The following is a 12,419-nucleotide window of genomic DNA, read 5'->3' as shown; positions in this document are numbered from 1 at the left end:
GATGTTCATGATTTTCGGAGGAAAGAAGCATGGTAAGATGCGCTCGGTGTCACAGGGTCATTACAGATCCGGCGGCAATCGAAGCGGGGTACGGCGCAAAGTGTTACGCCAAGGAGTTCGGCAAGAAGCTGAAATCGCCCGCAAGACCTCGCAAGGGAAAGACCGCTACACAGCCTAAGAGCACCGCTGAGCGCCAAATCATCGGCCAACTCACGGTATATGACATACTCGCCGCACACGAAAAAAGCGCTGACCAGAACGGCCAGCGCGCTACAAATGGATAGAGACCCGCACATTCCGTTGGCGCTTGATGCAGGAACATCAAGTCGGAAAATGCAGGTCTCCACCACACACAACCATATTGTAGCATATTCGGTTGGATTTTTCAACAGGTACGAAGCGGCGGGAAAGGACTATCCTTTCTGCCGTTTTTCTATGCAAAAATTAGGAGGTACAACATGGAAAAAGAACTTACTACCGCCACAACCACGCAGGAGCCGATGTTGGCCGAGAGTCTGATTGTGGTGCAGCAACTTCCTGTTATCAAAGAGCAACTGCACAGCATCAAGGCTCAGGCACAGGCGTCCGTGACGGAAGCGCTGGCGCTGGTTTGCACGGAAGAGACGCTCAAGGTCGTTAAGGAGCAGCGGGCAAAACTGAATCGTGACCGCAAGGATTTGGATGACCGCCGTGCAGTCGTTAAGAAGCAGATCATGAAGCCTTTTGAGGACTTCGACAAGGTTTACAAGGAATGCGTCACCGATGTCTATGGCCCTGCGGATGAAGCGCTGAAAGGCAAAATCACGGACGTGGAAGCCGGCTTGAAAGCTGACAAGGAGAAGAAAGTGGTCGCTTACTTCGACGAGCTGGTCAAGGCAAACGGGGTCGAGTGGGTCAGCTATGGGGACGTCGGCATTGCCGTTACCATGACGGCGAGCCTGAAATCTTTGAAGAGCAAGGTCAAGGATTACGTTGACCGCGTAGTGGCTGATGTGAACTGCATCAATGGCATGGAGAATGCCACGGAGGTCATGGCCGAGTATAAGCAGTGCCGCAATCTGGCCGTTGCGATTAACAGCGTGAGCCAGCGCAAAGACCGTGTGGCCCGCGAGGAAGCTGAACGGAAACAGCGCCTTGAAGCCCAGCTTCGTGCGCAGGAAGCAGAGTCGGCGGTGCTGGATGCGGTAGAAGAAGATCTGGCCGCGCCGCAAGTCATGGGCGCCGAGCCTCCGGTTATGGATGAGCAGGAGGCCGAAGAAACCCAGCAGGAGAGCAAAGAACAGATCATGACGGCCAAATTTGCTTTCATGGGCCGCACGTTCCAGTGCCACGGTACATTGACCCAGCTCCGGGAGCTGAAGTCTTTCGTAAATGAAAAAATCGACGAAATCCAGAAGCATATGGATTCCGTCGGCATTGAGAACGAGGAGGTAAGCGATAATGGCTAAAGCTATGCAGCCACAGAAATTGTACTTCTCTCAGGCAATGCAGACCGAGAAATACAAAAACCTCATAAATAATACCCTAGGCGACCCGGTACGCGCGGCACGATTCGCTGCAAATATCACTTCTGCTGTGGCAGTTAACCCTACCTTGCAGGAGTGCGATGCGGGTACTATTTTGGCGGGTGCCCTTTTGGGCGAAAGCCTGCTCTTGCAGCCCTCCCCGCAGTTGGGCCAGTTCTACTTGGTGCCGTTCAAATCCAAAGCAAAACGTGACCGGCAGGGTAATGTGATTGAGCCGGCGTGTCTCAAGGCGCAATTCGTTTTGGGTTACAAGGGATACATCCAGTTGGCTCTGAGAACGGGCCAGTACAAGCGCCTGAATGTCCTGGAAATCAAATCCGGGGAACTGGGCGGTTGGGATCCCTTTGAAGAGCGTTTCCATGAAATGCACTTCATCGAAGATTTTGAAAAGCGTGCAGCAATGCCGACTGTGGGCTATATTGCCCACTTTGAGTATATCAATGGCTTCGAGAAAACTCTGTACTGGACGGCAGACCAGATGATGTCTCATGCGGACAAGTACTCCCCGGCATTCAGCGCCGCCGCATATAAGAAGCTGCTGAATGGTGAAATCCCGCAGGAAGATATGTGGAAATATTCCAGCTTTTGGTACCGGGATTTTGACAGTATGGCAAAAAAGACTATGCTGCGCCAGCTGATTTCCAAATGGGGAATCATGACTGTTGAAATGACTACCGCTTATGAACGAGATGGTCGAGTGATGGTTCCCAACAGTGCGGATGACGGACTTCTGCCGGAGACGCCGGATTTCGCAGATGCCGGACAGAATGGACTCGGCGAGCAGAATCCGCCCAAAATCGAGCGGACGGCCAAGACTATGGATTTACCGGAGCCGGAAGCAGATGAAGTAAAAGCGGCTGTTGACTTGGCGGCACTCTGATGGTCAAGTACAACATTATCAGCACCGGAAGCGACGGCAATGCCACGATTTTGGAAGAATTTGTTCTGATAGACTGCGGCGTTCCATATAAGGCACTGGAGCCGTATGTGCCGAAGCTGAAGTTGGTCCTACTCACCCATATCCACAGCGACCACTTCCAAAAGCGCACCATCAAGCGGCTTGCCGAAGAACGGCCAACGCTGCGTTTTGGGTGTTGCCGCTGGCTGGCACCGCCGCTTTTGGCCGCAGGAGTACCGGAACGTCAGATTGATGTGCTGGAACCCCGGACAATGTACGGATACGGCTTGTGCAATGTGATTCCGTTCATGCTGACTCACAATGTACCGAACTGTGGGTACAAGGTACATTTTCCATCTGGCAAGGTGATCTATGCCACCGACACCAACAATTTGAACGGTGTGCAAGCGCTCGGATATGACCTCTATTTGATAGAAGCCAATTACAGAGACGAGGACATTCAGGCCAAAATCGCAGAGAAAAAGGCTGCTGGACAGTATGCCTATGAGATGCAGGTGCTCAAGAATCACCTATCGGAAGCAAAGTGCAATGATTTCTTGGTGAGAAATATGCAGGCGAACAGCGTGTATATTCCTATGCACGTTCATGTTGACAAGGAGAAAACGGATGGTCGTAACGGCGAAAATTGAAAAGCTGGAAGATGGAAAGCTCGTCCTGAAGCCCGATACGGACATCAGCCGCTTTGTGGAGCAGAAACGCCCCCGGCGGGTGGAGGTCCGGTTGGATGATGGGCGCACGATTTCTGTTGACCAGCGCCGAAAGATTTTTGCCATCATCCGTGACATTTCTTTGTGGTCCGGCCACGAGCCGGAAGAGCTTCGGCAGTATTTGGAATGGGATTTCTGCTCCCGCGCTATGCGGGAGTGGTTCTCCCTCTCGGACTGCGACATGACGACAGCACGAGAATTCATTACCTACCTGATTTCATTTTGCTTCCATTGGGGTGTTCCGACAAAGGATAGTCTGCTGACACAAACGGACGACATTGGAAAATACCTGTATCTGTGCCTTGAGAACCGCCGCTGTGCAATTTGCAACCGTCCGGCGGAGGTACATCATGTTGACCGTATCGGCATGGGCATGGACAGAGAAAAGGTCGTCCACGTTGGCTTGAATGCAATCGCGCTTTGCCGAGCGCACCACGAGGAAGCACACCGCCGGGAGAACGCGCTGTTTGCTGATTACCACATCTACGGAATCAAACTGGACAAGCACCTGTGCAAAGTGCTCTCCCTCAATCAAAAGCCGAAAGGGGAGGTGAAGCGTGGCGGCGAATGAGTATGTAAAACTGTGGATTGACGATTACCGCCTTCTCCTTGAACCGTACAGCATGGAAGAAGGGGACGAATCATCTGGGCGATGATGGATTATAAGGCGGATGGAGCCGAGCCGCGGTTTGATGGCAATGAGCGGTATGTATGGCCTGCAATAAAAAGCAGACTTGACGCTGAGATAGCGGCCTATGAACGAAAAGCGGCCATAAGCCGTGAGAATGGGGCAAAGGGCGGAAGACCACCAAAACCTAAAGAAACCCAAGAAAACCCACTGGGTTTTGAACCTGCCGAAGAATCAGAGGATGCAGACGAACAGCAGGAGACATCAACTGGCCCGCCCGACGGAAAGCCGGAATCCTACTGGGTCTGGGCTGGATGCGATAAGATGCTCACGCCTTATATGGCCTCAGAATTCCGAGACCTGCGGGAAGCTGGTATAGAGGACGCCTTAGTGGTGGCCGCGCTGAAAGAAGCGATGCGCCATCAAGCAAAGTACCCTTGGGTCTATGCTAAGCGTCTGCTCGACCAAGCAGCAGCACAAAAAATCACAACGCTGGAAGCGTGGGAAAAAGTACATATCACATACAAAGGAAACCGGGTAGACCGGGAAACGCCGAGTGGAAATAGCTTCCTTGGCCTTGATAACAGCTTGGATCGCCTAAAAAGGAGACCTCTTAGAAAGCGGGTGGAGGAAGTTCCACCAGACTAAGGAGGTTTTCTAATGGGAAGCGACGTTCGCCATGTCCGCGGCGAGGCCCAGAAAGAGCTTGTAAAAAAGTTTGAAGTATTTACAAGCAAGGGGCGGTCAAGGTGGCAGGTTTGGAGCGACTGGATTACGATAAGCGCCATTGCCGTGTCCAACGCGACGGACAAGAGCCACTTCGATGAGCGGGAGCAGCAGTACATGACTATTGTGAAAAAGTACACGAAGCAGGAAGTGGACACATTCGCGGATATGTTTTCGATTCTGGTTATGGCGTTGAAGGACAACTCGGAACAGGATTTCCTTGGCGAGCTGTATATGTGCTTGGGGCTTGGAAGTGACCACGCGGGCCAGTTCTTCACGCCTTACCACCTTTGCGAGTTTATGTCTGCGGTGACGACCCCGGCAGAAGAATTTCAGCAGAAAATCGGAGACAGGGGATGGGTCGCGGTCTGTGACCCGACCTGCGGCGCGGGGGCCTTGCTAGTGGCGTTTGCAAACGAATGCAGGAAAAAAGGCATCAATTATCAGACGGATGTGCTGTTTGTGGCGCAGGACATTGACTACATCGTGGGTATGATGTGCTATCTGCAAATGAGTCTGCTTGGAATGCCGGGATATGTCGTCATCGGTGATACGCTTGCAAGCCCGTCTACGTCTTATGACAAAAGAGGGCTGCTTCCGGTTGACAACGGGAGCGTCTGGTACACGCCGCTGCTCAGGATCCCGGTTTGGCAGTATCGAATCTTTATGGCGCAGATGGAGCTGGTCACCCAGCCGATAAAGGAAGAATATGCTGCGGATGCGCCAAAATCCGAACCACAGAAAGCCCTTGAAGCCACAAAAAAGAGTAAGCAACCAAAAGATACGGAAAAGCCAAAAACCGCTAAAATACCGCCCAAAGAGCCGGAGCAGGAACCGATGTTCTCTGAGGGCAAGGGCGGGCAGTTGAGCTTTTTCTGATAGGAGGACAATATGGATTCCACCACACACACCACAACCACAGTAGAGTTCGTCGATTGGCGGGCCAAGGCAAAAGAGAAGTTGGAGGCAGAGGACAAGATGTTCAAAGGCGGGCGCGCCGCCGCGAGCGTTCAGAGCTATGTGCTGCGGCGCTGCTGAACTTTGCAGATCAGGAGCCGCGCTTTGCCGAGGTCGTTTGCAACACGGAGCGCACATTCTCGGAATGCTGCGCGGCAGTCGTACACAATGCGGGAGAGGTTTTGTCTGACCTTGAAGCGTATCGCAAGGCCGTGCAGTTCTACTTCCCCAATGCCGAAATCTCGTTTTCGATGAACATCAATCTTACCGGAACGCCGCCGACGGAAGAAGAGATGCGGGCGCCGGCAACCATTAAACCGGAGAACGCCACCCCGAATATTCCGAAACCGCAGGAGCCGGCAAAGGAAAAGCCCGACCAAAAGAAGCCGAAACCGGAGAAAAAGCCTGCAAAGAAGAAAGAGAAGCAGAGCGAGGATTCGATGCAGCTTTCCTTGGAGGGATGGTTCTGATGATTTTGGGATTCAAGGGATTCAAGCCGGGGCTGGTCGCAACGCTTGGAAACGGAAAATTCCAGTATGTTCCGAACGAGCTGAATGAGACGAAAAAGGCCATGTGCGCCAGCACCGGGTTCCATTATTGCTTAGACCCGTGGGATTGCCTGAATTGGTACACATGGAACGGCAAGAATGAGTTTTGGGCAGTTGCGGCCGGGGGCGATGTTGACGAGGATGGCTACGGAAGCCGGAGCAGCTGTACGAAGCTGGTTCCTCTCCGCAAGCTGACAGCAGAAGAATTTTTGCTGATGCACGCCAACTATGTGTTTGAGCATCCTGCGGAGAAGTTTGAGGACAGCTATAAAGGGCCATTTCATGTCGCATATGGCCGGGATAAGAAGCTGGCCGGAGAACTGGGAGAATGGCTCTGCTTCATCATCCAAGATCAGCAGGAGTCCATCTGCATTGCACAGCCGATTGACGGCGTGAAGATTTTGCCGGGGAAGAACTACACGGCGGAGAGTTTGGAGGCGGCAGGCAATGAAAAAGGCTGAAGAATTGAAACTTTATGCGCCGGAACCGAAACGGCCGGAGCTGGATGCGGCGCTGTCTATGTCAGTTGCCGAGGGGCAGGGCGTGGGCCGCTATATCAAGGGAAAGGTGCTGACGGTGGCCGTCTGGGACAAAAAGGAAAAGCCGCTGGTCGTGTGGCGCTTTTTCAAAGATTACTGGACGGGAGAGCTTCGCGGGAATAAGAATCCGACCAAAGGCGAGCTTTCGCCGCTTCAAATCGAGGTCAAACCCTGCCAGTGCTTGACTTGGAGAACCGAAGTGTCGGCAACAAAGGAAGAATCGGAGCTCCTACAGAACTATTTTGATGACCGCAGACCGGGCTGTCTGATTGGCATTGTGGAAGATGCGCTGTCGGCTCATGCCAGGAAGAAGCGCGAAGAGCGCAACGCACGACAGGCGGCTGAGACCAAGAAGCTCTTTGAGAATCTGCCGGAGCCGCCGGAAGATCTCAGTAAACAAGTTTTGAAAGTGTGCAGTGATGCGGGCTTTCTCTGGGTCACCAATGATAAACAGAACGTAATCGAACCCGGCGGCGTTGAGAAGAAAATCTCGATTCAGCGGGCAAGGTGCGATAGCTGCGGTGGTGAATATACGCTGTCGGAACTGCTCAAACACAAGAGCACAGCGACGTGCGAGTGCTGCGGGGAGAAAATGCAGGTTCGCAATACCCGCTATTCGGTCAAAAGGTTATGGGCCGCAAGGACATTCCTTTGGAGCAAGCCGCAGGGGGATGGAGTCTGGATTCGCCGCTATCTGGTGTATTTCGATTTCAGAAATCATCGGGCAGAACCGGAATTTCACGGCCGTGGAATCTGGTGGACGGACGGAAAGACCATCAAGCAGTGGAAACGCAGCTGGAGTGAAAAAGAGGAATATATTATGTGCCAGCGCCCGAAGTTATCCGCAATGCTGCTGGCCCCCTCTGGCCCGTATCAGCCGTACACGTTGGCATCCCATACTGACCAATTTGAGAGTGATATTCGGAAAGTGCTGAAATCTGAATGGATGTACCAGTACGATAAGCACCTCAATTTTCCGTGGGAAGTTCGTCAGTGGGAAATCGTGAATCGGTATCCGATGGCCGAAAGCCTTGTGAAAACGGGCTGGGCTGATGCGCTGTGCTCTCAGGTGTACGACGAATATGAACACAGCGCCCGCATCAATCTTCGTGCAGAGACCTATTACGGCGTGTTTGGCTTAAATCGTCAGGAGCTGGCTGCGGTCGCACGAAGCAAAAAGTCGTTCCGCGAGGTGGATGATGCGCTGAAGTGGAAAGAAGCCGGCCTTGCAATCAATGACAAGAACATGAAGATGACGGCCAACATCCGAAACCTCTCAGGAATGGCCAAGACATTGCAGGAAAGCGGAATGACGCGGAGCTTGAAATATCTCCGCCAGCAGACAAGGCGAGTCACCGGAAGCTACAACGGCCAGATTGCTCTTCAAGTCGCATCGGACTGGTTGGACTATCTCGATATGGCCGGACAGATGAAGATGAACTTGAATCTTGAAAAGGTTCGTTTCCCGCTGGATCTTAAACGCCGCCATGACGATTTGGTTCTGGAGCGCAATAAGCGGCGCCGAAAGGATGCGCTGAGAGGTGCTGCAAGCAGCATCAAAAAGGATGCCAAGGAACTGGAAAATCAATTCCATATCGAGAACATCTACAAGAAAATCCGCAAAATCTACGAGTACGATGGAGCGGAATACATCATTCGGGTACCGGATGGAGCAAAGGCCATTTTGGAAGAAAGCAGATTTCTTGACCACTGCATCCAGCGCGGAACCAGATACTTTGAGCGTATTGCCAAACGTGAGAGCTACATCTTCTTCATGCGGCGCAAGGCTGACCCGAATACCCCGTGGTATACCTTGGAGGTGGAACCGGGCGGCACTGTCCGCCAAAAGCGCAGCTATAACAACGACCAGTACGCCGATTTGGAGGACGCGAAACCGTTTATTGCGGAATGGCAACAGGTCGTGCAGGGCCGCATGACAGCGGCGGAAATTGACTTTGCACGGCAGTCCAAGGAAATCCGTGCACAGGAGTTTGCAGAACTCAAGGAAAACGGAAACATTATCCGCACGGGAGCAAATGCTGGAAAGCTGCTCGTGGATGAACTGATGCACGACTTGATGGAGGTGGAAAAACGTGTCGGCTAAAATTGAACTTTCTCTCGCGCCCGCCAAAGCAAAAGGTCTTTCGGAAGATGAGCGTCTGGATTTGGGGCGCCTGCTCCTGAAAGCAGGATACCGAGTTGATATTGTACGCCGTCGTCCGAATACCAATCCGGGCACCAATTACGATTATTTCATGGTTTTGGACAAAGGAGAGAACAATGCCTGATACTCGGAAGAACCACAATCCCAGCGGTGCGCCGGACCCTACACGAGTCCGGGCAGAGAGCAACATCCAGAGGGAAGAAGCTCGTGTGAGCGAGCTTGTCCACGTCCTGCGTTATGTGGCAGGTGCCGCCGGGTTTGAAATTGTGGAGCGAATCGTTCTCGTGGATAACCAAACGGGGAGGATCTATCGGTGAACAGAACGAAGAATGAGTTGGCCGATTATGCTTGGAATCCCGTGACGGGCTGTTTGAAGGACTGCCGGTATTGCTACGCAAGGAAAAGCACGTTGAGGTTTGCAAGCGATTGGCGACAAAATCTGGCGGAAAGGCCGAAAGTTCAGCAGGTGGGAGAAAAGCTCTTTGAGCTGGATACCCCTTGGAAAACGAAGAGCAAGCGCTTCCTGAACAGTCCAACGGGATTTCTGCCCACCATGCACAAATACCGTTTCGACTGGCCGCAAAAGGTCAAAGTTGGCTCAAGCATTATGGTATGCACGGATGGCGATTTATTCGGGCCGTGGGTTCCTGAAGATTGGATTCTTCGGGTGTTTGCGGCGGCTGATGAAGCACCCCAGCACCAGTACATTTTTCTGACGCAGTATCCGGAACGCTATAAGCAGCTTGTGAATCACGAGAAGCTGCCCCAAAACAAGAATTTCTGGTACGGTTCGACAGCGACGGTCAGAAAAAGCAGCGTATGGGCGAACGAACACTATAATACGTTCGTTGCGATAGAGCCGCTCCTTGGCCCGTTTGAGGGCGACGCGACAAAAGCGTTCCAGAAGTTGAAGTGGGTCATCATCGGCGCGGAAACAGGCCGAAATGCAGGAAAGGTCATTCCTAAAGCGGAGTGGATTAAAGACATTCTTGCGTCAGCGGATGCAACCGACACACCTGTCTTCATGCGGAGCAGCATGGAAAGCGTGGTGGGCGCTGAGAATATGCGGCGCGAGAAACCACAGCCGCTTCTTCAGAGAGTTCCCAGTGACGTGCAGAAAGAGCGTCTGTGGGAGTATTGCACGGTCTGCGGCAAGTACAGACCGATGAAAGAAATGTACGCGCTGCTCTTGCGCAGAAAACGTGGAGATAGCCCGGAGCGGGTGGCTTATATGTGCCCGGAATGCTATGAGCAGTTCAGCAGAGACAATTTTGAGAAAGGAAAAGACGATGAAGTTTGAACGAAGCGAAATTGGAGCACTGTTCTCCAAGCTCCGAACAGCAGTGCCGGAAGTTCGCGCAGTGGGCAACGATAGCACGGGAATCCTGCTGAGTGGCCCGGATGCGTTCGCAACGAATTTGGAACTGAGCATTCGGGCAGAACTTTCCAGCCCGGTTCCGCAGGGCGTTGTTATTCCACCGCGTGGAGTGGATTTTATCAGCGGAGCAGTAGCCCCTGAAATCAACATCAACGTGACAAAGAGCGGGTTGGTCATAGAGTCCGGCACGGCGCGGGCACGGTTGAGCACGACGCCGGCAGAGAATTACCCCACATTTGATGGTCCGGGAAAGGATGCGAAGCGCTGCGTGGTGAGAGCGAATGATTTGAGCTGGGCCATCTCAAAGGTTCTATACGCTGTGTCCAAGGAGGATCGGCATCCGGCGCACAAAGGGCTGTGCTTTTCCCACAACGGCGACGATACTTTGGAAATCTGCGCCCTGGATGGGTACAGAATGGCCATCAGCCGAATCGACTGCACCGCCGATGGCGATTTCAAGTTTGTGCTTCCGGCGGCAACGGCAAAGGCGATTGATACGCTGGGCCTTGATGGGAGCGTCAGTATTGAAAGAGACCGCAAAAAGGCCGTTTTCAGTGACAACAATTTTGAGGTAAAGTCTCGCCTGATCGCAGAACCGTTTCTGGATTATAGCAAAATTGCAGCCCAAAAGAGTGGGGGAACCAGAATCGTGCTTGACAGAAAAGAATTGCTGGGCGTTCTGGGACGCGTCAAACTTGCTCGGTCCGCAGACGCAAAGGAAAAGAGCACCTTGGTGATGGATCTGGAACCCGGCGGCACAGGTAGAGCATCGATGCGTAGCACGATTGCGCAGATGAATGAGGAATTTTCCTTCAACGGAAAGCTGGATGAGCGCCTGCGAATCGGCTTTAATCTGGAGTTCCTGAGTGAGGCATTGAAGTCGATGGAAGGAGACGCGGTCAGCGCATGGGTGGTCGGTCCTCTATCCCCCGTAAAGCTGATTGAGCCGCAGTATGAAGCGCTGGTGCTTCCTGTCAAGGTCAAGGAGGAAGCATGATGCAGGGTAGAACTTTTCGTGGGCAGTCCCCAGATGGCACTTGGCATGAAGGATTCTTGATTCGCTCCCCGGTGTGAAGAACAGTCGCCCGGGTGAGGGCTGGTACATCAACTCCGAGCAAGAGCCGGCATACGCCCATATCGTCAAGCCGTTTACGATCGGCATGAACACGACTCTGACGGACGGAAACGGGGCACCTGTTTTTGAGGGGGACATTTTGAAAGACGATCGATGCGGCAAAGATGTGATTTTTGCCGTAAGATACGGCGAATACATCGACTACGGCGTAGGCCATATCGGATTCTACGCAGAATTTTCGGAGAACCGAAAGGAGTTTGTCGAGCATGGTCTTGCAAGCTTGGTTCTGACCGCAAAGGTGGTTGGAAATGTAGTGGACACGCCGGAGCTGATGGACATGAGCACTGGAAAGGAGCAGCAACATGAAGTGGATTGAGACGATTACCCCGAAACAGGCGGTTGAAGAGCTGGGAGTACCTTATCACGGCTGGATGAGGGAGATGGATCGGGCATGGATCAGCGAAGACCAGAAGTACAGCGTGATGTCTCGTTTGCTCCGCACGGAATGGGGCAAGGTCGAACACGTCACGATTACGGCGGCAGAGGGCGTTGGCCGGAGTGACGGCAGAGGGGATATCCCGTGGGCCGTCAAGATGGAAATTAAAAACGACCTGTTCGGCGAGAAGCGAGTTGCCGTCGAAGTGTTCCCAACGCAGGACCGGCTGGTGGACGTCTGCGACTGCTATCACCTCTGGGTGTTTGAGAAAGGTTTCCAGCTTCCGTTCGGCATCCACCCGCGCGATAAGAAAACGGTGACGGTCAATCGCGGCAGTACCAGAGTTCGGGCCATTGACGGCGCGGGACGCGAACACAGCATCAAAGAGCTGCTGGAAGAGAATGGTGCGGCAGACGTTCCTAAACAGGCATATGCACAGGCTATGGCCGGGTATATGATGAAAAATCTTCTGGGAGGGTGATGCAAAATGTGGCTTTGGATTGTGCTGGTGGTTCTGGCGGTGATGGCTGCACTTCTGATTTATGCGGCGTGCTGCGTGGATGGTGATATAGACCGCCAGAGCGAAGCGCACCCGCCGAAACCAGAGAAAGGACGAGACGATGGCAAAGTATGAGATGCTTATCGCTGCATCCGGGAAACGTGGCTCTGCACTCCTGCCGTGCGTTGTTGTCGATGAAAAGGGCATTAAGCGTGCTGCTGTACGGGCTAAGGCGATGGCTAGAGCTTGCTACCCGGAGTATGAAAAATTCAATGTGGTGAAGATGAAGGTGATTTCAGATGAATGAAAAGGGATTG

General features: G+C 52.9%; 19 protein-coding genes. All 19 read left to right on the top strand.

Annotated features, from left to right (window positions below; all coding sequences use genetic code 11):
- Positions 1–29 precede the first annotated feature (29 nt).
- The 19 genes from ACNQFG_RS11990 (at position 30) to ACNQFG_RS11900 (ending at position 12,409) form a co-directional block, all read left to right on the top strand.
- Entirely contained in the window at positions 30–284 is a 255-nt protein-coding gene (locus ACNQFG_RS11990; protein ID WP_423405081.1) for a DUF6011 domain-containing protein, read from the top strand.
- 174 nt (positions 285–458) lie between these two features.
- Positions 459–1,448 (top strand): DUF1351 domain-containing protein, encoded by a 990-nt coding sequence (locus ACNQFG_RS11985; protein WP_423405080.1) that lies wholly within the window; start codon positions 459–461, stop codon positions 1,446–1,448.
- A complete protein-coding gene (locus ACNQFG_RS11980; RefSeq protein WP_423405079.1) occupies positions 1,441–2,406 on the top strand; it encodes a recombinase RecT in 966 nt (321 codons plus the stop codon). The genes ACNQFG_RS11985 and ACNQFG_RS11980 overlap by 8 nt, the downstream gene beginning before the upstream one ends.
- Complete coding sequence (locus ACNQFG_RS11975; RefSeq protein WP_423405078.1) at positions 2,406–3,074, top strand: MBL fold metallo-hydrolase; 669 nt, start codon at positions 2,406–2,408, stop codon at positions 3,072–3,074. Before ACNQFG_RS11980 ends, ACNQFG_RS11975 begins: the two co-directional genes overlap by 1 nt.
- The gene (locus tag ACNQFG_RS11970; protein WP_423405077.1) at positions 3,052–3,723 is read left to right on the top strand and encodes a putative HNHc nuclease; all 672 of its coding nucleotides are present in this window, start codon (positions 3,052–3,054) and stop codon (positions 3,721–3,723) included. The genes ACNQFG_RS11975 and ACNQFG_RS11970 overlap by 23 nt, the downstream gene beginning before the upstream one ends.
- 69 nt (positions 3,724–3,792) lie before the next feature.
- Positions 3,793–4,428 (top strand): DUF6291 domain-containing protein, encoded by a 636-nt coding sequence (locus tag ACNQFG_RS11965; protein WP_423406590.1) that lies wholly within the window; start codon positions 3,793–3,795, stop codon positions 4,426–4,428.
- Positions 4,429–4,440: 12 nt separating this feature from the next.
- Positions 4,441–5,385, top strand: a complete 945-nt coding sequence (locus tag ACNQFG_RS11960; RefSeq protein WP_423405076.1) for an N-6 DNA methylase — start codon at positions 4,441–4,443, stop codon at positions 5,383–5,385.
- 12 nt (positions 5,386–5,397) lie between these two features.
- The gene (locus ACNQFG_RS11955) at positions 5,398–5,544 is read left to right on the top strand and encodes a hypothetical protein (RefSeq protein ID WP_423405075.1); all 147 of its coding nucleotides are present in this window, start codon (positions 5,398–5,400) and stop codon (positions 5,542–5,544) included.
- A gap of 101 nt (positions 5,545–5,645) precedes the next feature.
- Entirely contained in the window at positions 5,646–5,933 is a 288-nt protein-coding gene (locus ACNQFG_RS11950) for a hypothetical protein (RefSeq protein ID WP_423405074.1), read from the top strand.
- Positions 5,933–6,472 carry a DUF7666 domain-containing protein gene (locus ACNQFG_RS11945; protein ID WP_423405073.1) on the top strand — a complete coding sequence of 180 codons (540 nt, stop codon included), beginning with the start codon at positions 5,933–5,935 and terminating at the stop codon, positions 6,470–6,472. Before ACNQFG_RS11950 ends, ACNQFG_RS11945 begins: the two co-directional genes overlap by 1 nt.
- On the top strand, positions 6,459–8,654 hold the full coding sequence (locus ACNQFG_RS11940; RefSeq protein WP_423405072.1) for a PcfJ domain-containing protein: 2,196 nt from the start codon (positions 6,459–6,461) through the stop codon (positions 8,652–8,654). Before ACNQFG_RS11945 ends, ACNQFG_RS11940 begins: the two co-directional genes overlap by 14 nt.
- On the top strand, positions 8,644–8,838 hold the full coding sequence (locus ACNQFG_RS11935; RefSeq protein ID WP_055188399.1) for a hypothetical protein: 195 nt from the start codon (positions 8,644–8,646) through the stop codon (positions 8,836–8,838). Before ACNQFG_RS11940 ends, ACNQFG_RS11935 begins: the two co-directional genes overlap by 11 nt.
- Positions 8,831–9,031, top strand: coding sequence for a hypothetical protein (locus tag ACNQFG_RS11930; RefSeq protein WP_055188397.1), 201 nt, complete (start codon positions 8,831–8,833; stop codon positions 9,029–9,031). Before ACNQFG_RS11935 ends, ACNQFG_RS11930 begins: the two co-directional genes overlap by 8 nt.
- Positions 9,028–10,014, top strand: coding sequence for a DUF5131 family protein (locus ACNQFG_RS11925; RefSeq protein WP_423405071.1), 987 nt, complete (start codon positions 9,028–9,030; stop codon positions 10,012–10,014). Before ACNQFG_RS11930 ends, ACNQFG_RS11925 begins: the two co-directional genes overlap by 4 nt.
- Positions 10,004–11,089 carry a hypothetical protein gene (locus tag ACNQFG_RS11920; RefSeq protein ID WP_423405070.1) on the top strand — a complete coding sequence of 362 codons (1,086 nt, stop codon included), beginning with the start codon at positions 10,004–10,006 and terminating at the stop codon, positions 11,087–11,089. The genes ACNQFG_RS11925 and ACNQFG_RS11920 overlap by 11 nt, the downstream gene beginning before the upstream one ends.
- Before the next feature lie 73 nt (positions 11,090–11,162).
- The gene (locus ACNQFG_RS11915) at positions 11,163–11,543 is read left to right on the top strand and encodes a YopX family protein (RefSeq protein WP_423405069.1); all 381 of its coding nucleotides are present in this window, start codon (positions 11,163–11,165) and stop codon (positions 11,541–11,543) included.
- A complete protein-coding gene (locus ACNQFG_RS11910; RefSeq protein ID WP_423405068.1) occupies positions 11,530–12,084 on the top strand; it encodes a DUF7694 domain-containing protein in 555 nt (184 codons plus the stop codon). Before ACNQFG_RS11915 ends, ACNQFG_RS11910 begins: the two co-directional genes overlap by 14 nt.
- Before the next feature lie 6 nt (positions 12,085–12,090).
- Positions 12,091–12,237, top strand: a complete 147-nt coding sequence (locus ACNQFG_RS11905) for a hypothetical protein (RefSeq protein ID WP_022257359.1) — start codon at positions 12,091–12,093, stop codon at positions 12,235–12,237.
- On the top strand, positions 12,224–12,409 hold the full coding sequence (locus ACNQFG_RS11900; protein ID WP_112089967.1) for a hypothetical protein: 186 nt from the start codon (positions 12,224–12,226) through the stop codon (positions 12,407–12,409). The genes ACNQFG_RS11905 and ACNQFG_RS11900 overlap by 14 nt, the downstream gene beginning before the upstream one ends.
- The last annotated feature ends 10 nt before the right edge of the window (positions 12,410–12,419 follow it).

This window comes from Faecalibacterium prausnitzii, from assembly GCF_049532945.1.
Lineage (GTDB): Bacteria > Bacillota > Clostridia > Oscillospirales > Ruminococcaceae > Faecalibacterium > Faecalibacterium prausnitzii_N.
The sequence above is the reverse complement of the archived record's forward strand: the minus strand, read 5'-3'. Positions and strand labels throughout refer to the sequence as shown.

Bases quoted from the DNA above. Each gene is read 5' to 3' on its own strand.
- ACNQFG_RS11990 (WP_423405081.1), top strand. From the start codon at position 30: ATGGTAAGATGCGCTCGGTGTCACAGGGTCATTACAGATCCGGCGGCA.
- ACNQFG_RS11985 (WP_423405080.1), top strand. From the start codon at position 459: ATGGAAAAAGAACTTACTACCGCCACAACCACGCAGGAGCCGATGTTG.
- ACNQFG_RS11980 (WP_423405079.1), top strand. From the start codon at position 1,441: ATGGCTAAAGCTATGCAGCCACAGAAATTGTACTTCTCTCAGGCAATG.
- ACNQFG_RS11975 (WP_423405078.1), top strand. From the start codon at position 2,406: ATGGTCAAGTACAACATTATCAGCACCGGAAGCGACGGCAATGCCACG.
- ACNQFG_RS11970 (WP_423405077.1), top strand. From the start codon at position 3,052: ATGGTCGTAACGGCGAAAATTGAAAAGCTGGAAGATGGAAAGCTCGTC.
- ACNQFG_RS11960 (WP_423405076.1), top strand. From the start codon at position 4,441: ATGGGAAGCGACGTTCGCCATGTCCGCGGCGAGGCCCAGAAAGAGCTT.
- ACNQFG_RS11955 (WP_423405075.1), top strand. From the start codon at position 5,398: ATGGATTCCACCACACACACCACAACCACAGTAGAGTTCGTCGATTGG.
- ACNQFG_RS11945 (WP_423405073.1), top strand. From the start codon at position 5,933: ATGATTTTGGGATTCAAGGGATTCAAGCCGGGGCTGGTCGCAACGCTT.
- ACNQFG_RS11940 (WP_423405072.1), top strand. From the start codon at position 6,459: ATGAAAAAGGCTGAAGAATTGAAACTTTATGCGCCGGAACCGAAACGG.
- ACNQFG_RS11930 (WP_055188397.1), top strand. From the start codon at position 8,831: ATGCCTGATACTCGGAAGAACCACAATCCCAGCGGTGCGCCGGACCCT.
- ACNQFG_RS11920 (WP_423405070.1), top strand. From the start codon at position 10,004: ATGAAGTTTGAACGAAGCGAAATTGGAGCACTGTTCTCCAAGCTCCGA.
- ACNQFG_RS11910 (WP_423405068.1), top strand. From the start codon at position 11,530: ATGAAGTGGATTGAGACGATTACCCCGAAACAGGCGGTTGAAGAGCTG.
- ACNQFG_RS11905 (WP_022257359.1), top strand. From the start codon at position 12,091: ATGTGGCTTTGGATTGTGCTGGTGGTTCTGGCGGTGATGGCTGCACTT.
- ACNQFG_RS11900 (WP_112089967.1), top strand. From the start codon at position 12,224: ATGGCAAAGTATGAGATGCTTATCGCTGCATCCGGGAAACGTGGCTCT.